At 68.5% G+C, this 18,861-nt stretch carries 17 protein-coding genes and 1 pseudogene; 10 read left to right on the top strand and 8 right to left on the bottom strand.

Annotated elements, in window-relative coordinates:
• Positions 1-119 precede the first annotated feature (119 nt).
• The 7 genes from G6N67_RS39370 to G6N67_RS39375 are packed head-to-tail and all read left to right on the top strand — an operon-like array spanning position 120 to position 7,110.
• Positions 120-1,679 (top strand): tripartite tricarboxylate transporter permease, encoded by a 1,560-nt coding sequence (locus G6N67_RS39370; protein ID WP_063835183.1) that lies wholly within the window; start codon positions 120-122, stop codon positions 1,677-1,679.
• A complete protein-coding gene (locus G6N67_RS34475) occupies positions 1,679-2,179 on the top strand; it encodes an AbrB family transcriptional regulator (protein WP_036439439.1) in 501 nt (166 codons plus the stop codon). Before G6N67_RS39370 ends, G6N67_RS34475 begins: the two co-directional genes overlap by 1 nt.
• Positions 2,176-3,339, top strand: coding sequence for a CaiB/BaiF CoA transferase family protein (locus G6N67_RS34480; protein ID WP_036439437.1), 1,164 nt, complete (start codon positions 2,176-2,178; stop codon positions 3,337-3,339). Before G6N67_RS34475 ends, G6N67_RS34480 begins: the two co-directional genes overlap by 4 nt.
• Complete coding sequence (lhgO, locus tag G6N67_RS34485) at positions 3,336-4,544, top strand: L-2-hydroxyglutarate dehydrogenase (protein WP_036439435.1); 1,209 nt, start codon at positions 3,336-3,338, stop codon at positions 4,542-4,544. The genes G6N67_RS34480 and lhgO overlap by 4 nt, the downstream gene beginning before the upstream one ends.
• The gene (locus G6N67_RS34490; protein ID WP_036439433.1) at positions 4,541-5,428 is read left to right on the top strand and encodes a dihydrodipicolinate synthase family protein; all 888 of its coding nucleotides are present in this window, start codon (positions 4,541-4,543) and stop codon (positions 5,426-5,428) included. Before lhgO ends, G6N67_RS34490 begins: the two co-directional genes overlap by 4 nt.
• 9 nt (positions 5,429-5,437) lie before the next feature.
• A complete protein-coding gene (locus G6N67_RS34495; RefSeq protein WP_036439430.1) occupies positions 5,438-6,226 on the top strand; it encodes an SDR family oxidoreductase in 789 nt (262 codons plus the stop codon).
• 29 nt (positions 6,227-6,255) lie between these two features.
• Positions 6,256-7,110, top strand: coding sequence for a fumarylacetoacetate hydrolase family protein (locus G6N67_RS39375; protein ID WP_036439428.1), 855 nt, complete (start codon positions 6,256-6,258; stop codon positions 7,108-7,110).
• Between the two features lie 674 nt (positions 7,111-7,784).
• On the opposite strand, the pseudogene G6N67_RS39380 reads toward G6N67_RS39375, so the two are convergent.
• Positions 7,785-8,084: pseudogene (locus tag G6N67_RS39380) on the bottom strand (MerR family transcriptional regulator); the annotation flags it as partial.
• Here G6N67_RS39380 and G6N67_RS34510 point away from each other — a divergent pair.
• On the top strand, positions 8,031-8,669 hold the full coding sequence (locus G6N67_RS34510) for a maleylpyruvate isomerase family mycothiol-dependent enzyme (RefSeq protein WP_036439427.1): 639 nt from the start codon (positions 8,031-8,033) through the stop codon (positions 8,667-8,669). The pseudogene G6N67_RS39380 and the gene G6N67_RS34510 overlap by 54 nt on opposite strands.
• Positions 8,670-8,721: 52 nt before the next feature.
• On the opposite strand, the gene pheT is transcribed toward G6N67_RS34510, so the two are convergent.
• The 4 genes from pheT to G6N67_RS34530 form a co-directional block, all read right to left on the bottom strand.
• Complete coding sequence (pheT, locus tag G6N67_RS34515; protein WP_036439425.1) at positions 8,722-11,202, bottom strand: phenylalanine--tRNA ligase subunit beta; 2,481 nt, start codon at positions 11,200-11,202, stop codon at positions 8,722-8,724.
• Positions 11,202-12,245 carry a phenylalanine--tRNA ligase subunit alpha gene (gene pheS / locus G6N67_RS34520; protein ID WP_036439423.1) on the bottom strand — a complete coding sequence of 348 codons (1,044 nt, stop codon included), beginning with the start codon at positions 12,243-12,245 and terminating at the stop codon, positions 11,202-11,204. Before pheS ends, pheT begins: the two co-directional genes overlap by 1 nt.
• 57 nt (positions 12,246-12,302) lie before the next feature.
• Positions 12,303-13,070: a rhomboid-like protein gene (locus tag G6N67_RS34525; protein WP_051579210.1), complete on the bottom strand. Its 768-nt coding sequence runs from the start codon at positions 13,068-13,070 to the stop codon at positions 12,303-12,305.
• 74 nt (positions 13,071-13,144) lie between these two features.
• Positions 13,145-14,059, bottom strand: a complete 915-nt coding sequence (locus G6N67_RS34530) for an adenylate/guanylate cyclase domain-containing protein (RefSeq protein WP_036439421.1) — start codon at positions 14,057-14,059, stop codon at positions 13,145-13,147.
• A 253-nt stretch (positions 14,060-14,312) separates the two neighbouring features.
• Here G6N67_RS34530 and G6N67_RS34535 point away from each other — a divergent pair, with 253 nt between their 5' ends.
• Both G6N67_RS34535 and G6N67_RS34540 read left to right on the top strand, forming a co-directional pair.
• Positions 14,313-15,347 (top strand): oxygenase MpaB family protein, encoded by a 1,035-nt coding sequence (locus tag G6N67_RS34535; protein WP_036439420.1) that lies wholly within the window; start codon positions 14,313-14,315, stop codon positions 15,345-15,347.
• Between the two features lie 9 nt (positions 15,348-15,356).
• Positions 15,357-16,592, top strand: coding sequence for an acyl-CoA dehydrogenase family protein (locus G6N67_RS34540; protein WP_036439419.1), 1,236 nt, complete (start codon positions 15,357-15,359; stop codon positions 16,590-16,592).
• Here G6N67_RS34540 and G6N67_RS34545 read toward each other — a convergent pair.
• The 3 genes from G6N67_RS34545 to G6N67_RS34555 are packed head-to-tail and all read right to left on the bottom strand — an operon-like array spanning position 16,589 to position 18,818.
• A complete protein-coding gene (locus G6N67_RS34545) occupies positions 16,589-16,993 on the bottom strand; it encodes a RidA family protein (protein ID WP_036439417.1) in 405 nt (134 codons plus the stop codon). The two genes, G6N67_RS34540 and G6N67_RS34545, sit on opposite strands and share 4 nt — an antisense overlap.
• A 35-nt stretch (positions 16,994-17,028) precedes the next feature.
• On the bottom strand, positions 17,029-17,778 hold the full coding sequence (locus G6N67_RS34550) for an IclR family transcriptional regulator (RefSeq protein ID WP_036439415.1): 750 nt from the start codon (positions 17,776-17,778) through the stop codon (positions 17,029-17,031).
• Positions 17,775-18,818 carry a sugar kinase gene (locus G6N67_RS34555; RefSeq protein ID WP_036439413.1) on the bottom strand — a complete coding sequence of 348 codons (1,044 nt, stop codon included), beginning with the start codon at positions 18,816-18,818 and terminating at the stop codon, positions 17,775-17,777. The genes G6N67_RS34550 and G6N67_RS34555 overlap by 4 nt, the downstream gene beginning before the upstream one ends.
• Positions 18,819-18,861: the final 43 nt, after the last annotated feature.

The following is an 18,861-nucleotide window of genomic DNA, read 5'->3' on the forward strand; positions in this document are numbered from 1 at the left end:
CACCGCGTGCGGTCGTTGATCATCGCCATCAGCGTCCCCGTCCTGCTGTACCTGGCATTCGAGACCGGACTCAACGTCGGTCTGCCGCAGGGCATCCTGCCGATCGGCTGAGGAGCATCATGACGCAACTGCTGGACGGCATCGCCGCCATTCTGACCCTGCAGAACCTGCTGCTGCTCATGGGCGGCGTTCTGATCGGCATGATCGTCGGGGTCATACCCGGGGTGGGCCCGTCCGCCGGCCTGGCGATCCTGCTGCCCGTGACCTTCGGGCTCGACCCGACGGGCGCCATCGTGATGCTGGCCGCCGTCTATTACGGCTCGATGTACGGTGGCACCATCACTTCGGTACTCATCAACACGCCGGGCGAATCGGCCACCGTGGCAAGCACATTCGACGGCTATCCACTCGCCAAGCAGGGCCGTGCGGGGCCGGCGCTCGTGATGGCTGCACTGGCTTCGTTCGTGGCGGGCACCATAGGCGCGCTGCTGCTGTCCTTCGCAGCGCCGATCACCGCCGACTTCGCCAAGACATTCGGGCCACCCGAGTATTTCCTGATCGTCATCGCCGGACTGCTCACCGTGATCGTGATCCTGCGCGGCAACAAGCTGCTCGGTGCGCTGTCGGCATTGATCGGCTTCGCCATCGGCACCGTCGGCATCGACATCGGCGGGGGCGAGCAGCGCTACACCTTCGGGTCGGTAGACCTGATCAACGGAGTCGACTTCATCCCCGTCGCAATCGGGCTGTTCGCGGTCGGCGAGGTGCTGCACACCCTGTGGCGGGGCGGTCACCTCGAGAAGCTGGACTTCTTCGGGGTGTCGGCGCGGCAGCGCGGATTCTGGCCGACCCGTAAGGATTACCGCGAGTCCGTCGGGCCGTCCCTGCGCGGGTCGTTCCTCGGTTTCGGCGTGGGCCTCACTCCCGGTGCCGGCGCGACGGTCGCCTCCCTGATGGCCTACAACGTGGAGAAATCCATCTCACGAACCCCCGGCAAGTTCGGCAAGGGCGCACTGCCGGGGCTCGTCGGCCCGGAAGCAGCCAACAACGCCGCGTCATCAGGCGCGATGGTCCCACTGCTGACCCTGGGCATTCCCGGCGGCGGTGCGACAGCGGTGCTGCTCGGCGGCTTCCTGATGTGGGGCCTGCAGCCGGGGCCGCTGCTGATGCAGCAGAACCCAGAGTTCGCGTGGGGTCTGATCGCGAGCATGTTCCTGGGCAACGTGATGCTGCTGCTGGTCAACGTGTTCTGCATCCGCGGCTTCGCCAGCATCGCCCGGGTGCCGTTCCGCATGCTGGGCCCGATCGTCATCGTGCTGTGCGTGCTGGGCACCTTCGCGGTGAACAAGAGCCTGCTCGACGTCCAGATCATGCTCGTGTGCGGCGTGCTGGGGTTCTTCATGCGGATCTACGGCCTTTCGCCCGCCGCGCTGGTCATCGCCCTTGTCCTCGGCCCCCTCGCAGAGGAGTCACTGCGGCAGACCATGGTGATCTCGCACGGAAGCCTCGACGTCTTCCTGCAGCGCGGCACCTCAATGGCGATCCTGTGCTTCATCGCGTTCCTGTTCGCCATCCCGGTGATCAAGAATCCGCTGCGACGCGCGAGTCAAGCAGCGCTGCAGCTGGTTTCGGCCAGGCACCGGCAGGCCAAGGCCGTCGACGACCGGGAACACGTGTGATGAACCTCGGCACACTGTTGCTCACCGCCACCGCGGCGCTCGCCGGTGCGGCGGTCGCCACACTGCTCCATCTGCCCGCGGCGCCGCTGCTGGGCGCCATGGTCGGGGTGGCCCTGGTCAACATCCTGAGCTCGTCGGCCTTCGAGATCCCGGCCGCGGGCAAGTGGATCGTCTATGTCCTCCTCGGCTGGCTGCTCGGAACCGGCGTCACCCACGAGACACTGACGCAGCTGCGCGCAGCTGTCGTGCCGATCGTCGTGACCGTGGTGGCCTTCCTGGTCTTCGGACTCGTTGCGGCACTGCTGTTGTGGAAGTTCACCCCGTTCGACTCGATGACCGCGCTGCTGGCCACCGCGCCCGGCGGCATCGCCCAGATGGGCGCGCTGTCGGCCGGTGCGGGCGCCAACGTTCCGATCGTGCTGACCGTTCACGTACTGCGGATCACCTCGGTGATCGTGCTCATGTCGGTCGGCCTGAAACTGATGGGAGGACGGGGATGACCGAACGTCGACCCCTTGCCGGTATCCGGGTCGTCGACCTGAGCCGCGCGCTCGCCGGCCCCTACGCGACCATGATGATGGCCGACGCAGGCGCCGACGTGATCAAGGTCGAACCGCCCGGCGGTGACGACAGTCGCGGCTGGTTGCCTTACCTCGACCGCAACGGCCACCGGGAGTCTGCGTATTACCTGAGCGCCAACCGCAACAAACGGTCCGTGGTGCTCGATCTCAAGTCGGCCGACGACGCCGATCGGCTGCGCTGGCTCGTCGCGCAGGCCGACGTCGTCGTCGAGAACTACCGGCCGGGTGTGCTGGACCGCTTGGGGCTCGGGCTGGACGGTTTGCGCGCGCTGAACCCGCGGCTGGTCACCTTGTCCATCACGGGGTTCGGCAGGGGCGGGCCTGACGGCAACCGGCCCGGTTTCGACCAGATCGTGCAGGCCGAGGGCGGGCTCATGTCCCTGACGGGCAGCCCCGGCGGGCCGCCGCAGCGTGTGGGCATCCCGATCGCCGACCTGCTCGCCGGTCTGTTCGGGGCGTTCGGCGTGATGACGGCCCTGCGCGCGCGGGAGCGCACAGGCCGGGGGCAGCACGTGGAGACCTCGCTGTTGGCCGCCGTCGTCGGCGTGCATGTGTTTCACGGCGTCGGCTGGCTCGGCGCCGGGGTCGAGCCCGTGCTCACCGGCAACCGTCACCCGTCCATCGCGCCGTACGGGGTCTTCAGCTGTGCGGATGCCGACATCGTGATCGCCGTCGGCTCAGAAGCCTTGTGGCGCAAGTTCGCTCCGATCGTCGGACTCGATGCCGCCCGGCCCGACATCGCGACCAACATCGAACGGGTGAGCCGGGCCGACGAATTGCAGAAGGAGATCGAAGCGCTGCTCGCCGACCGATTGGCCGGCGACGTGCTGTCCGCGCTGGGTGCGGCCGGGGTGCCCGCGGGCCGGATCCGCACGGTGCCCGAGGTCTACGACTGGAAACAGGTCCGCACGTCGATGATCACGACTGTGTCGCACCCGGCGCTGGGCGACGTCGACATGCCCGCGTCCCCGTTGACGCTGTCCGACCACAGTGAACCGCGCCGCGATGCACCACCGGCTCTGGGCGCCGACCAGGATGAGGTGTTCGCCGGTTACGCTCGCGTCGGAGGTGGCCGATGACCCGACGGGTTGCAGTGGTCGGCGGCGGCATCGTCGGCGTGGCGGTCGCCCGCGAACTGCTGCAGCGCCAACCGGACGCCGAGGTGACGGTGTTCGAGAAGGAGAACCGGCTCGCGTCGCATCAGACGGGCCGCAACAGCGGTGTCGTCCACGCGGGCCTCTATTACCAGCCGGGATCGGCCAAGGCGCTGTTGTGCCGGCGGGGTGTCGCCTTGTTGGAGGAGTACTGCGCGCAGCGCGGAATCCGCCGAATCGCCTGCGGCAAGGTGCTTGTCGCGCTCGACGACGCCGAGCGCGCCCGGTTGGCCGACATCGAGGACCGCGCCCGAGCCAATGGGGTGCCCGACATCCGCGTCGTCGGCCCCGCCGAACTGCGCGAACTCGAACCGCACGTGCGGGGCGTCGCCGCCCTGCATTCACCGTCCACGTCGATCGTGGACTTCGCCGAGGTCACCCAGGCGCTCGCGGCAGACGCCGTCGGCGCCGGGGCGAAGATCCTGCTGGGGCACGAGGTCATCGGGATGCGGACCGCCGGTGCCGAGGTTGTGATCACCGTCCGAACCGCCGGCAACACCGATGAGGACGCGTTCGACCAGGTGGTCGCATGCGGCGGGCTGCAGAGTGACCGACTGGCCGAAATGGCGGGCGATGGGCCGGATCCGGTGATCATGCCGTTCCGCGGCGAGTACTACGCGCTCAAGCCGGATCGCCGCGGACTGGTCAACGGGCTGGTGTATCCGGTACCCGACCCGCGGTACCCGTTCCTCGGCGTCCACGTGACCCCGCGCGTTGACGGCGAGGTGCTGATCGGCCCGAATGCCGTTCTCGCCCTTGCGCGTGAGGGCTACACGTGGCGGAACGTCTCGGTCTCAGATCTGGTCGGCGTGGCGCGCACGCCCGCGTTCTGGCGCTTCGCGCGTCAGCATTGGCGCACCGGTATCCGGGAGATGGCGGGCTCGATCAGCAAGCGGCGGTTCGTCGCTGCGGCCCGGGCTTACGTACCCGATCTGGCCGACGACGACGTCGTGGCAGGCACCGCCGGCATCCGCGCGCAGGCACTCGCCGCCGACGGCGGACTCGTCGACGATTTCCGCATCAGCATCCGCGACCGCATCGTGGTGCTGCGCAATGCCCCGTCCCCGGCTGCGACATCGGCACTGGCCATCGCCGAGCACGTCGTCGGCACACTGGAAAGGAAACCGTGAAATCCGCTCTTGCTCAAGGCCTCTGGGGAGTGCTGGCCACCCCCTTCGACGAGCACCGCGGCCTGGACCTCGAATCCCTGCGCAACGAGGTGGCATCCTTCGCGGACGACGGCTGCGACGGCCTTGTCGCTCTCGGCGTGTTCGGTGAGGCGGCCTCCCTGCAACCGGCTGAGGCCGACGCGGTCGCGCAGACCGTCGCCGCCTCGACCCAACTGCCTTACGTGCTCGGCCTGTCCGAACGCGAACCCGACGCCGTCGTGGCACAGGCGCAGCGCCTGCTCGGCGTGGTGCCGCGCCCGCCCGTGGCGCTCATGGCACAGATCGGCGATGCCAACCCCGCGTCGGCGGCCGCCGCACTGCGCCGTCTGTACACCGCGACCGGTGTCGGGGTGCTGATCCAGGACTACCCCGTGGCATCCGGCGTGACGGTCACCGACAAACAACTCGTGGCGGTCGTGCAAGCCTGCCCGTTCACCGTCGGTGTGAAATCCGAGACGCCACCGACCTCGGTCGCGATCGCTCACCTGGCGGCCCGGCTCGACGTGCCCGTGTTCGGCGGGCTCGGCGGTGTCGGCCTGCTCGACGAATTGGCGGCCGGTTCTGCGGGCGCGATGACGGGCTTCAGCCACCCGGCAGTCTTGGCCGCGGTGTTACGCGCCTATCGGGACGGCGGATTCCGCTCAGCCCGCGAAGTTTTCGCACCGTGGCTGCCGCTCGCCAACTTCGAGGGGCAGCTGCGGGTCGGGCTGGCCATCCGCAAGGAGATCCTCCGACGCCGCGGGGTGATCGCATGCGGTCACGTGCGCGGGCCCGCGATGTCGCTGCCCACGTCGCTCAATGCGCTGCTGGACCAGCAGCTCGCAACCGTCCCCGTATTGCACTGAGGAGCAACCATGGATCTCGGAATCACCGGACGCACCGCCCTCGTGCTGGGTGCAAGCGGTGGATTGGGCAGCGCCATCGCCGTGCGGCTCGCCGGGGAAGGAGCCAACGTGGCCGTCGCCGGCCGCTCGGCCGACGCGCTCGCGGCGACCGCCGGGCGTGTCGAGCAGGCGGGCGCCAAAGCCCTTCCGCTGCAGTGGGATCTGGGCGATCCCGACCGGATGGAACCGAATGTCGCGGACGTCGAGCGCATCCTCGGCCCGGTCGAGATCCTGGTGAACAACACCGGTGGCCCGCCACCGACACCCGTCGCCGGCCAGGAGGCCGAGACCTGGCGGGACAGTTTCGACACCATGGTGCTGTCCGTCATCGCGCTCACCGACCGGGTTCTCCCCGGAATGCGGGAACGTGGTTGGGGCCGCATTCTGACCTCGACGTCGTCGGGCGCACTGAGCCCGATACCGAACCTCGGGTTGTCCAACACGCTGCGGGCCAGCCTGCACGCCTGGTCCAAGACGCTGGCCGACGAGGTCGGCCGCGACGGCATCACCAGCAATGTCATCGTGCCGGGCCGCATCGCCACCGACCGCACGCGCTTTCTCGACGAGCGCCGCGCGGCACGTGAGCAACGCAGCGTCGAGGACGTGGCCCGGGACAGCGCCGCCACCATGGCACTCGGCCGGTACGGCAGGCCTGAGGAGTACGCCGACGCCGCGGTGTTCCTGTGCAGCGACCGGGCGTCCTACATCACCGGCGCGGTGCTGCGCGTCGACGGCGGGCTGATCCGCAGCATCGTCTGAAGGGTTTCCCTCGAATCCAAGGAGGTCTCGTGCGCTTACGCACTGTCCTGCTCGACGACCACCCGATCGCGTGTATCGCCCTCGGCGACGGCCGCCTTGCGCGGGTCGACAAGGTGTCGACCGGCGCGCCCGCCGAACTGATGGCTGTGCTGGAAGCCGGCACCCTCGACGCGCTGGCGGCCGCGGTGGCCGCCGGCGTCGCCGACGATGCGTGCGTCGCCGCCGATGCACCCGTGCGCGCGCCCTGGACGCGGCCCCGAAAGATCCTGGGAATCGGGCTCAATTACGGGGCGCATGCGGGAGATCTCGGCGAGCAGGCGCCCCGGACCTCGCCCGCGTCGTTCATCAAGGGCGACCATACGATCGTCGGCCCGGGAGAACCGATCGTGGTGCCGCCCGGCATCGGAAAGGTCACCTCGGAAGCCGAACTCGGGCTCGTGATCGGAAAGCCGTGCTACCAAGTCAGTGTCGAGGATGCGATGTCCTACGTCGCTGGTGTGGTGCCGGTTCTCGACCAGACCGCCGAGGGGATCCTGCTGGAGAACCCGCGCTATCTGACGCGGGTCAAGAACTATCCGTCCTTCTTCGCGTTCGGCCCGGACCTCATCACGCTCGACGAGGTGCTCGCGCACGGGCCGCTCGAAAAGCTCCGGGTCGCAACGATTCACAACGGTGCGGTGCATCGCGAGGACACCGTGTCGGGCATGACGTTCTCCCCCGCCGAGCTCCTGAGCTTCCACAGTCAGGTGATGCCGTTCTATCCGGGCGACATCCTCTCGACAGGTACGCCGGGAGCAGTCGGTATCGCTGCGGGTGACGTCGTGCGCTGCGAGCTCGGCGACGGGCTGGCCTCGCTGACCAACCCGGTGAGAAGCCCGTCGTAGAGCCAACGTTGGAGGGCACCCACTGTTGGCGCCTCGCCCGCTATCTCGACCACCAGACTCCAGTACCGATGGATGCGTGGATCCTGATCGGCGCCGGAATTCTCGGCTAGGGCACGCCTGAACATCGGCGTGTCCGTTGTGCGCCGGGCCCTGGCATGTGCGTCGACGAACTTGTCGACGACCGGGCCTGCGGTCGGTGGCTGACCTGAGAGGAGAAGTGGCAACGCCATATCGCATGCCTCGGCGACGCCCGTGAGGAGCCCTCGACGGTCGACGATGCTCGTTGGTTCGAAGCGCCACAGCTGGCGGGCCATCGCGGTGCCGAACGCCGGTTGCCCGCAGAGCGCGACGAGTTCTGCATACGCGACAACACGGGCAGCGCTCGGCTCGTTCGGCGGGAGCGGAACTGTCATATCCACGAATTCGTCGAGCCTGTCCGGAGCAGCCGAGCCCGCGAACAGCCGCCGCCAGAACTTCACAAGCGCGTCATACCCGCGGCACCCGTCCTGCACGGCGGACAGCAGTTGCAGCCGCACCGACCGATCGCGGGGCGCTGCATGCTCGAGCGCAGCCAACGATGCCCGCCGCCACGCAAGCATGGCCAGCTCGACATCGACCGCGGTTCGTTCGGCCGCGACAGCCTCACCTATCGAGACCCGGCCCGCCAGCACATCACTGATCGCGTTAAGGCCGAGACCAAGCGCCCGGAGCCGTTTGACCAGCGTGAGTGTTTCGACAGCGGTCGCATCGAACACGCGGTGACCGCCAGAACTGCGACGAGACTCGAGGATGCCTTCATCGCAGTAATACCGGATGGTCCGCACGGGCACACCGCTCAGCCGCGACAGTTCGCCGATGGTTGTGCCGTGTGTCACAGTCCCTTGAACCTCCACCCCACTGGAGCTTCTAGCGTAGGCCGCATGAACACCGACGACATCTGGCGGGCCGTCGACACCGAACGACGCAACCTGCATCAGCTGCTCGAACCGCTCACCGCACCACAGTGGCGCCACGCCAGCCTGTGTGAGCAGTGGCGGGTCCGCGATGTCGTCGCCCATGTGGTGCTCTCAACCGAGGCCACCGTCGGGCGGATCATGGTCAACCTGCTGCGCGCCCGCGGCAGCATCGACCGGATGGTGTGCGAAACCGCGATTCGCCACGCGTCGAACGCTGATGACCGAAAGCTGCTGAACGAGCTTCGCGCCACGATCGGGTCACGCTTCACCGCGGTCGGTACCACACCCACGGATCGGTTGATGGATCTGCTGGTACATGCTCAAGACATCGCGGTGCCGCTCGGCCTTCGTCACGAAATACCAACGGCGGCAGCGCTCCTGGCGCTCGAACGGGTGTGGAATCCGCGATTCCCGTTCCACGCCGCCAAGCGATTGGCGCCCTACCGGTTGCGCGCGGTCGACGCCGAATGGGCCGCGGGCACCGGCCCGGTCATCGAGGGGCCGGTTTCGGCGCTGCTCATGCTCGCGACCGGGCGCAAGTCGGCGGCTCTGCCGCACCTCACCGGCGATGGCGTCGAATTCCTGCGCCGAGCAGACGTATAGGTACCCAGGAAAGCGGTTTCCGGGGTACGCGCGCGTCTGCTCGGCCGGGAAGCTAGCCCCGCAGGACCGCGCCGACGCGTTCGGCGGCGGCCGCAACCGCCGCGTCGCGGGCGGCGCTGGCCTCGTCTTCGGTCAGCGTGCGATCGCTAGCCCGGAACCGCAGTGCCACGGTCAGGGATTTGCGCCCCTCCCCGATCTGCGGGCCGGTGTAGACGTCGAACAACCGCGCGTCCTCCAGCAGCTCACCGGCTCCGCTGCGCACCGCGTCGACGACCGCGGCGGCCGAGACGTCGTCGGAGACGATCAGGCTGATGTCCTGGAACACCGCAGGGAACGGTGAAACCGACGGCGCCGGAAGGGTTTCCACGATCGGGATGGCGTCGAGGTCCACTTCGACCGCGCACGTGCCCTTGGGCAACCCGGCACGTTCGACGACTGCCGGGTGTAGTTGCCCGGCGTATCCGACGGTGACCTCGCCGACCAGCACCTCGGCGCACCGGCCCGGATGCCACGGCAGCTCTGCGGCGGCACGCAGCGTGAGCTCCACGCCCGCAGCCCGGCCGATCACGCGCACGGCCTCGAAGGCGTCGGACGCCTCGACCGGACGCCCGGGCCCCCACGGCCCCGCGGGCTCGCGCAACCCGGCGAGCACCGCCCCGACGTGCTGGGGTTGGCGCGGCAACGACGCGTCCAGGCCCGCGATCTCGTCGTCGGTGGGCCTGCGGTCGGTGGGGATGCGCTCGACGGCGCGGGTGTCTGCCGTCGGCTCGACCACCTGGGCGATGGCGAACAGCGCGACATCGGGCGCCCCGCGGGACACGTTGCGCACCAACGCTTCCAGCAGCCCGGGTAGCAGCGTGGTGGCCAGCTCGGGCCGGTCGGCCTCCAGCGGATTGAGCACCGTGGTGGTCGAGCGCCGAGGATCGTCGTCGGCCAGCCCCCAGGTGTCGAACACCCCTCCGGGCAGGAACGGCGTCGGGAGGATCTCGACGAAACCGGTCAGCGCGAGCGACTTTCCGATCGCACGGCGCCGCTTCTGAACCGGGGTGAGCCCACGTCCGCCCGGAGCCTTCGGGAGCACCGACGGGATGATCTCGAGGCCTTCCAGCCGCAGCACCTCCTCGACCAGGTCGGCGGGCTGCCGCAGATCGGGCCGCCAGCTGGGCGGTGTGACGGTGAGCGGATCGGAACCGGCCACCACTGCCCCGATCTGGGCCAGCCGGCGAGCCGTGGTGCCCGCGGCGTACTCGACGCCCGCGGTGCGGTCAGGCCGGTCGGCCGCGATCTCGATGGCCGGCTGCGCCCAGTTCTCCCGATGGTCTGCCCGCCAGTCCGTCAGAGTCGGATCCACCGTGCCACCGGCGATCTCGGCCAACAGTGCGGCGCAACGATCAAGGGCCGCAACAGAGATCGCGGGATCGACAGAGCGCTCGTAGCGCCGGCCGGCCTCGCTGGCCAGGTGCAGGCGACGCTGGGTCCGCGACACCGCGGCGGGATCCCACACCGCGGCCTCCAGCAACACATCGGTGGTGGAATCGCGAACCTCGGTGGTTCCTGCGCCCATCACGCCGCCGATCGCCGCGGTCGCAACGTCGTCGACGATCAGCACATCACCCGCGTTGAGGGTGCGCTCGACATCGTCGAGCGTCACGACCTTCTCACCGTCGCGGGCGAAGCGCACGTCGAAACCGCCGGTGATCAGGCTGCGATCGTGTGCGTGCATCGGGTGCCCGAGTTCGAGCATGACGTAGTTGGTCACATCGACTGCCGGCGAGATGGCCCGGATGCCGCTGAGCAGCAGGCGGCGCTGCATCCACCACGGCGACACCGCGGCCGGGTCGATGCCCGTGACGGGACGCAGCCCGAACCGCTGAACGCCGGTGCCGGGCTGCACGGTGAGCGGCCACGCCTCGCCTTCGACGGACAGCGCAGGCACGTCGGCCGGGTCGACGTAGTCCAGGTCGTAGGCACAGGCGATCTCTCGCGCCAGACCGCGCACCGAAAGGCAGTAGCCGCGGTCGGGCGTGATCGCCAGGTGGAACACGACGTCGTCGAGGCCCAGCACATCGGCGGCGCGCGCACCGGGCTCCGCGGTGCCCGGCGGCAGCACCAGGATGCCGGAATGGTCGACGCCCAGGTTCATCTCGGCAGCCGAGCAGATCATGCCGTCGGACAGCCGCCCGTAGGTCTTGCGCGATCCGATCGTGAAGTCGCCCGGCAGCGTGGTGCCCGGCAATGCCACCACCACTAGATCGCCGACCGCGAAGTTCGTTGCACCACACACGATGTCGCGGAGCTCGGCCTCGCCGACGTCGACCTTGCAAGCCCGGATCGGCTTCTTGAACTCGGTGAGTTCCTCGATCTCGGCGACCCGGCCGACCGTCAGCGGACCGCTGACCGGGCCGATCGGGATGACTTCCTCGACCTCATGGCCGATACGGATGAACGTCTGCTCGAGCTCCTCTGCCGAAACATCCCAACCAGGCGCGCCGGCCTGGACGGTGTCACGCAGCCAGCTGTACGGAATACGCATCAGACGCCGGCTCCGAACGGCAGCGAGAAGCGCACGTCGCCCTCGACCATGTCACGCATGTCGGGAATTCCATTGCGGAACTGCAGGGTTCGCTCCAATCCCATTCCGAAGGCGAAGCCCGAGTACACCTCGGGGTCGATACCGCACGCGCGCAACACGTTCGGATTCACCATGCCGCAGCCGCCCCACTCGACCCAGCCGGGTCCACCCTTCTTGTTGGGGAACCAGATGTCGACCTCTGCCGAAGGCTCGGTGAAGGGGAAGAAGTGCGGACGGAACCGGGTGCGCCCCTCGGGACCGAACTGCGCGCGGGCAAAAGCGTCGAGCGTGCCGCGCAGGTGGGCCATGGTCAGACCCTTGTCCACCGCGAGGCCTTCCACCTGATGGAACACCGGCGTGTGGGTCGAGTCGAGTTCGTCGGTGCGGAAGGTCCGCCCGATCGAGACGATGTAGACCGGCAGCTCACGCTCCAGCAGGGCCCGGATCTGCACCGGGGACGTGTGGGTGCGCAGCACTTGCCGGGAGCCGTCCGGGGCGATCTGGAAGGTGTCCTGCTCGCTGCGCGCGGGGTGGTCTGGCGGGAAGTTCAGCGCGTCGAAGTTGAACTGCTCGGTCTCGACCTCGGGCCCCTCGGCCAGTTCCCAACCCATGGCCACGAAGGTGTCGGCGACGTTCTCGGCGAGGATCGTGATCGGGTGCCTGGCCCCGAGGGGCTGGCGCGTCGACGGCAGCGTGACGTCGATGCGCTCGGCGACCAGCACCGCGGCGTCCCGTTCGGCACGCAACACCGCGAGCCGCTCGTCGTAGGCGCGCTGCGCTTCGCCGCGGGCAACGTTGACGCGTTTGCCTGCGTCGGCCCGGTCGCTCTTCGGCAACGTGCCCAACGCCTGGCGGGCCAGGGCGATCGGGGCCCGGTCACCGAGGTGCTCGGTCTTGGCGCGCGCGAGCGCGTCGAGGTCACCGGCCAGTTCGAAAGCGTGCCGGGCTGCGCTGACGGCTTTGGTCAGGGCTTCTTCTGAGAGGTCACTGGGCTGCTGAGCCACCCGGCGATCATAGGCGATGCCCTGATCACGCTTCGAATGCGTTTCCCGGCGTCATCGTCAGCGGAGTCCGGCCGGCGGCCCCGCGGCATCGGAACGGGGGGCCATCGCGGCCGTACTGTTCACGCCGGCCGATCCCCGGGAAGTCAGCTGGGTGAACCCGTATCCGGCGCCGGCACCCAGCAACCCCGCCGTGACGGTGATCAGCACCATCCCCCCGGTGCCGGCGAGCAGCATGAGGCCGAACAGCCCCGCGAACGCCAGCATCAGACGCCGCGGCGTGGTCCATCCGCCGGGGCGGCCCAGCCGGGTGGCCACCAGCATGCCGAGCCCGAGCGCCGTCACGTGCCCGACGTCGGTGAAGTAGCGACTCACCGCCACCACGGCCAGCGCCACCGCAAGCCACCAGCCGATCCACAGCGGGCGCCAGCGCCGCGGGATGGCGGCCGTGAGCGCGCCGAGCACCGCGGCCGCGCCGTAGCTCATCCCCACGTCGATGTCGTGGCTGACCGAGCCGGGGGTCCAGCCCGCCTTCACGGCGACGGTAAGACCGATCGCGACCAGCAGGGTGGCGCCGATGTGACCGAACGCGAACATCGCGATCAACCGCCTGCTGCGCCAGAACAGTTCCGCGAGCGCCAGCAGGCACACCAGGCCGGGCATCCAGCCGTAGATCGGGCCCGCGTCGGTGACGAACGCGCTGCCCACCAGCGTGCCGAAGTGGCCGTGCCGCAGGTTGTGCAGATTGGTGCTGGCCGCGCTGACGACCCGGTCCTGCACCTGCGGGCCCAGTGCCAGCAACACCACCGTCACCGTCGTCAGGGCCATCGCGTACGCCAGCGTGACCGGAATCCGGGTCAGCTGGGTCCAGAACACCGAAACGCGAGCGAGCACCGGATCCACTATGCGCCCGGCGCTCCTTCGTCCTCCGCCTCGCCTGCTGGCAACTGCCTGGGAATTTTCACGCGGTACATCACCAGGTCGTCGGGCACGCCGTCCGGTCTGGCCGAGAACACCTGCCAGCGTTGCCGTTTCACCGTCAACCCGAGCGCTTCCAGATGCTCGGCGGGGATCTGGTCCACGGTCGTGTGCGACACCATCAGACCCCCCTTGGCCGCCCGTTCCATGACGCGCGCGGTGATGTTGACGTCGACACCGAGCCAGTCCGACCCGATGCGTTGCGGCCGTCCGGTGTGCATACCGACCCTCATGCGGGGCGTGTAGCCGTCCACCTCGACCGAATTGACCGCGTCGAGGGCCATGATGACCGCGGCCAGCGCGGTCGCGGGGTTGGCAAACACCGCCATCATGCCGTCGCCCATCCGTTTGACGATGTGGCCGCCCGCCTCCAGCAACGGCGGCTCCACGACCTGGGCGACGCGGCGCAACAGTCGCAGCGTGGCGTCGTCGCCCGCCTTGAGAGACCACGACGAGAACCCGACCAGGTCGGTGAACACCAGGGTGACCTCGGGGTTGGCCGGCGTGCCCGACACGCGTTCGGTCAGTGCCTGCCACACCTGCAGTGCGCCGAGACTCACCTCGCGGGACGCGGCCTCGCGGTCCAGGAACCGGTCCGCGACCCGAGCGGCGGCACGCGGTCCGCCGTCGCCCGCGGCCGACAGCGGATCACCGAAATCGGGATCGCCGGGCAGCGACCGGCGGATGCGCCGGACCAACGCGATCACCGAAGGGCTGTGGTTGGTCCGCTGCAGCCAACCCAGCGGCCCGGGCAAACCCTGGGGCAGCGTAGGAGGACCGGAGGACTGCTCGATCTCCCCAACACGGCCGGATCGTTCATCGAACGATTCGCCATCCACAGCGCAAGAGTATGTGGCCGTTCCTGTGAGCGGCAATCACGCAGGGTGCAGGCTTGCTCACACCTTCCGACGGCCGTTCGAACCACGCTGGTCACGCCTGTGCGGCGGCGGGATAGCCGTGCGATAACCAGCGCATAACACTGCGCTGCGACGCGCCGCGGCGTCATAGACAACGCATGTTGTCATCACTATGGTGGGGATCACACGCTGGTGTCAGAGCACCTGAGCGTCACCGAGAGTCGATGGAGCCACGATGGCGGCGAGAGCAACGAAACCCGAACTCGATCCTCTGGGCCCGGATTCCCTGACCTGGAAGTACTTCGGTGATCTGCGTACGGGAATGCTCGGGGTCTGGATCGGCGCGATCCAGAACATGTATCCCGAGCTCGGCGCGGGCGTCGAAGAACATTCGATCCTGCTGCGCGAACCGCTGCAGCGCGTCGCGCGGTCGGTGTACCCGATCATGGGCGTGGTCTATGACGGCGACCGGGCCGCCGAAACCGGCGCGCAGATCAAGGGCTTTCACCACACCATCAAGGGTGTCGACGGCCAGGGCCGCCGCTATCACGCACTGAACCCCGACACGTTCTACTGGGCGCACGCCACGTTCTTCATGCTCATCATCAAGACCGCCGAGTACTTCTGCGGTGGACTGACCGAGGCCGAGAAGCGTCAGCTGTTCGACGAACACGTGCAGTGGTACCGCATGTACGGCATGAGCATGCGGCCCGTTCCCAAGACCTGGGAGGACTTCCAGGACTACTGGGACAGCAAGTGCCGCGACGAGCTGGAGATCAACCGGGCCACGCTCGACATCTTCTCCATCCGGATTCCCAAGCCATGGTTCGTGCTGATGCCCACCCCGCTGTGGGATCAGCTGTTCAGGCCGATGGTCGGGGCGCAACGCTGGATCGCTGCCGGATTGTTCGACCCGGCCGTGCGGGAGAAGGCGGGCATGCGCTGGACGCCGGGCGACGAGGTGCTGCTGCGAATCTTCGGCAAGATGGTCGAGTTGGCGTTCGTCGCAGTCCCCGACGAGATCAGATTGCACCCGCGGGCGCTGTCGGCATATCGGCGCGCGGCAGGCAAGATCCCCGCCGACGCTCCCCTGGTCGAGGCCCCGGGATTCATGGCCCCGCCCCGCGATCGCCGCGGACTGCCCATGCACTATCTGCCCAGGCGCAAGTCACTGCTCGACCGGGCCGGCTCGCTGGTGCACACCACGTTCTCACTGTCGGTGCTGCGACCGGCCCGACGACCCGACCAACGCCGCGAACCCGCGGCATAAGCTCTCGAGATGCTCGAATGGTCTGACGTCGATCTGGCCGTGCGCGACGCCGTACGGGAGTTCGTCGACAAAGAGATCCGGCCGCACCTCGACGCGCTGGAAAGCGGCGACCTGGAGCCGTATCCCATCATCCGAAAGTTGTTCGCGACGTTCGGGATCGACACCATGGCGAGGGACGCGCTGGAGAAACGGTTGGCACGCCAGCGCGATGGTGGCGCCAAGCCGTCGGGTTCCGGCGGAATGTTCGGCGGCGGCAGCGCCTCGGCCGGTATGGGTTTCGTGGTGATCAGCGAGCTGTGCCGGGTGTCGATGGGTCTGGTGACGGGCATGGGCGTGAGCCTGGGACTCACGGTGCCGACCATCCAGAGCCGCGGCACGCTGGCCCAACAGGAGCGCTGGCTACCCGGCCTGGTGACCTACGAGAAGATCGGCGCCTGGGCCATCACCGAACCCGACTCCGGCTCGGATGCGTTCGGCGGCATGAAGTCTCATGTGGTGCGCGACGGCGACGACTACATCCTCAACGGCCAGAAGACGTTCATCACCAACGGGCCGGACGCCGACGTGGTGGTGGTCTACGCCAAACTGGACGAGGGCGATCGCACCGTCGACAAGCGTGACCGCAAGGTGCTGACGTTCGTGCTCGACCGCGGCATGGAGGGCTTCGTGCAGTCGAAGCCGTTCCGCAAGATGGGGATTCACTCGTCGCGGACCGGTGAGCTGTTCTTCAACAACGTCCGGTTGGGCCGCGATCGCCTGCTCGGCGAGACCGAGGACAACGAATCCGGTGACGGCCGCGCGAGCGCGCGGTCGAACTTCTCGGCCGAGCGCATCGGTGTCGCCGCGATGGCCCTCGGTGTCATCGAGGAATGCCTGCGGCTCAGCGTGGACTATGCCAAGAGCCGCACGCTGTGGGGCCAGGAGATCGGCCAGTTCCAGCTGATCCAGCTCAAGCTGGCCAACATGGAAGTCGCCCGGATGAACGTGCGCAACATGCTTTTCCGCGTCATCGAGGCGGCCCAGAGCGGTACCCCGATCTCATTGCCAGAGGCGTCGGCGATCAAGTGGTACTGCTCGCAGGCCGCCACCGATGTCGCGATGGACGCGGTCCAGCTGTTCGGCGGCAACGGCTACATGACCGAGTACCGGGTCGAACAGCTGGCGCGTGATGCCAAGTCGCTGATGATCTACGCCGGAAGCAACGAGGTGCAGATCACCCACGTGGCGCGGGGCCTGCTGGGCTAACCCACGACCGCGAGCGCGTCGATCTCCACCAGCATCACCTCGTGCGGGAGGTCCACGAATACCGTTGTCCGGCACGGGAGCTGGTCCGACTTGACGTTCTCTGCGATGAATTCGCCGTACACCTCGTTCATCGCCGCGAAGTCCTCGCGCTTGGTGAGGTACACGCGGAACATCAGGACATCCTCTACACCGGCGCCGCCTGCCGCCAGGATCGCCTTGACGTTCTCCAGGGTGCGCCGGGTCTGCGCGCGGACGTCGCCCTCGCCGATGTACTTGTTGGTCTCGGGATCCATCGGGCCCTGGCCGGACACCTGCAGCATGCCGCCTTTGCGGATGCCCTGGCTGAAGGTGTGGGCGGGCGCGGGCGCCGCGTCGGTGCGGATCACCTGTGAATCGGACATTGCAACCTCCTGTGTTGTCGTATTTCTGTGGTGGGTCAGGACCGCGGCTGATAGCCGCAGTCGAGCGAGATCTGGGAGCAGACGGCCTGCAGCGGCTCCAACAGCTCGAGCAGCTCCTCGGGCGGCAGCACGATGTCGGGCACCGACACCGAAACCGCCGCGACCACCCGGCCGGTGGCTCCGCGGACCGGCGCACCGATGCAATTGATCGACGGCTCGTTCTCCTCGCGGTCCATGGCCCACCCCTGGGCGCGGACCGTGTCGATCTCCCGGAGATATGCCTCCGGGGTGGTGATGGTGTTGGCCGTGCGCCGCGTGAAGTCCATCGCCGCCACGATCGGCCGCAGCTGGGAATCCGGCAGGTCGGCGAGGATGACCTTGGCGACCGCGGTGGAATTGAGGTTGGCGCTCAAGCCGATTCGGGAGTACATCCGGATCTGGTCGTGCGATTCGAGTTTGTCGATGTAGACGACCTCGCCACCTTCCATGGCGGCGAGGTGCGTGGTGCGGCCGTAGGTGCGGTTGAACTCGATCAGGTGCCGTGACGCGATCTGCCGGATCTCGCGCTGGTCGGTGCCGCGCTCGGCGAGTTCGAAGATCCGGGATCCGATGTGGTAGCGGTTGTTCGGATCGCGGAAGGTGAAGCGTTCGTCGGCCAGCGTGCGCAAAAGCCGCAGCACGGTGGTCTTGTGGACTCCGGTGGCGGCCGCGAGCTCGTCGAGGCTGGCCGATCCCTCGCCGAGCAGGATCAGCAATTGCAATGCCCGAGCGACACTTTGGCTCATAGGCTGACGCCTTGCACCGAGATGCCGTCGGCGGTGACCGACGTGGCGGCCCACTCGCGCGCCGAACAGGTGAGCAGGTGGTGCACCGTCTCGTCAGGTGGGGGTGGTGCCGAATCGGCGACCACGGTGAGGGTGACCGCAGCGCCGAGGTGGCCACGGCGCAGGCATGCGGCCATGTCTTCGCCGCGCACCACGCCGGTGAGGAAGCCTGCCGCGAACGCGTCGCCCGCACCCACGGGTTCGACGACGGCGACGCTCAGGGCCGGCACGTCGATCGTGGCACCGGCGCGGTCGACTGCGATGGCGCGATGCGCACCGTCCTTGATCACCAGCGTCGCGGGGTTCGGCAGGATTCGGCGCAGCGCGGCCGGGTCGTCGGTGCCCATGACCCGGATGGCCTCGTCGCCGCCCACCAATACCAGGTCGGCCCGGTCGGCCAGGGCGATCACCTCGGCGGGATCGCCGTCGGGCCAAAGCTGTTCACGCCAGTTCACGTCGAAGCTCACCAGCCCGGTGATGCCGGGCCGGTCGGTGACCAGCCGGTGCATCAGGGCCAGGCAGGTGTCGGACAGCGCGGCGGTGATGCCACTGCAGTGCACCACCGAGGCGTGGCCGAACACCGAGGCGACCGCTGCCGAGTCGAGGAATCCCGGGTCCACCGCCGATGCCGCGGATCCGGCTCTGCTGTAACGACTTTCGGTGCGCAGCTCGCCCGTTTCGTCGGCTGCGGTGATCTTGTAGTAGTGGCCGGTGGGCCTGATCGGGTCGGTCTCGACGGCGGAGATGTCGACGCCGCGTCCAGCCAGCTCGGAACGGATCAGCGCGCCGAAGGCGTCGTCGCCGAGCCGGCCGACGAAGGATGCGGGGACGCCCCAGGCGACGAGTCCGGCCGCGACGTTGGCTTCCGCACCGGCCAGGTGCAATTCGGCTTGAGCGCCGGCCAGGTGCAATTCGGCATCCGCGCCTGCCGCGGACCGCAGGACGAGGGCCTCGCCCAGAGCCGCGACGCGATCGGTGGAGCGTTTGATCGGTTCCTGCACTGCCGTCCTTCGGGTTGTGGGAGATTGACGCGGCGCCGGGGCC

Origin of the sequence: Mycolicibacterium mageritense (assembly GCF_010727475.1) — a bacterium.
Lineage (GTDB): Bacteria > Actinomycetota > Actinomycetes > Mycobacteriales > Mycobacteriaceae > Mycobacterium > Mycobacterium mageritense.

Bases quoted from the DNA above. Each gene is read 5' to 3' on its own strand.
- G6N67_RS39370 (WP_063835183.1), top strand. From the start codon at position 120: ATGACGCAACTGCTGGACGGCATCGCCGCCATTCTGACCCTGCAGAAC.
- G6N67_RS34475 (WP_036439439.1), top strand. From the start codon at position 1,679: ATGAACCTCGGCACACTGTTGCTCACCGCCACCGCGGCGCTCGCCGGT.
- G6N67_RS34480 (WP_036439437.1), top strand. From the start codon at position 2,176: ATGACCGAACGTCGACCCCTTGCCGGTATCCGGGTCGTCGACCTGAGC.
- lhgO (WP_036439435.1), top strand. From the start codon at position 3,336: ATGACCCGACGGGTTGCAGTGGTCGGCGGCGGCATCGTCGGCGTGGCG.
- G6N67_RS34495 (WP_036439430.1), top strand. From the start codon at position 5,438: ATGGATCTCGGAATCACCGGACGCACCGCCCTCGTGCTGGGTGCAAGC.
- G6N67_RS34510 (WP_036439427.1), top strand. From the start codon at position 8,031: ATGAACACCGACGACATCTGGCGGGCCGTCGACACCGAACGACGCAAC.
- pheT (WP_036439425.1), bottom strand. From the start codon at position 11,202: ATGCGTATTCCGTACAGCTGGCTGCGTGACACCGTCCAGGCCGGCGCG.
- G6N67_RS34525 (WP_051579210.1), bottom strand. From the start codon at position 13,070: ATGGCCCTGACGACGGTGACGGTGGTGTTGCTGGCACTGGGCCCGCAG.
- G6N67_RS34535 (WP_036439420.1), top strand. From the start codon at position 14,313: ATGGCGGCGAGAGCAACGAAACCCGAACTCGATCCTCTGGGCCCGGAT.
- G6N67_RS34540 (WP_036439419.1), top strand. From the start codon at position 15,357: ATGCTCGAATGGTCTGACGTCGATCTGGCCGTGCGCGACGCCGTACGG.
- G6N67_RS34545 (WP_036439417.1), bottom strand. From the start codon at position 16,993: ATGTCCGATTCACAGGTGATCCGCACCGACGCGGCGCCCGCGCCCGCC.
- G6N67_RS34550 (WP_036439415.1), bottom strand. From the start codon at position 17,778: ATGAGCCAAAGTGTCGCTCGGGCATTGCAATTGCTGATCCTGCTCGGC.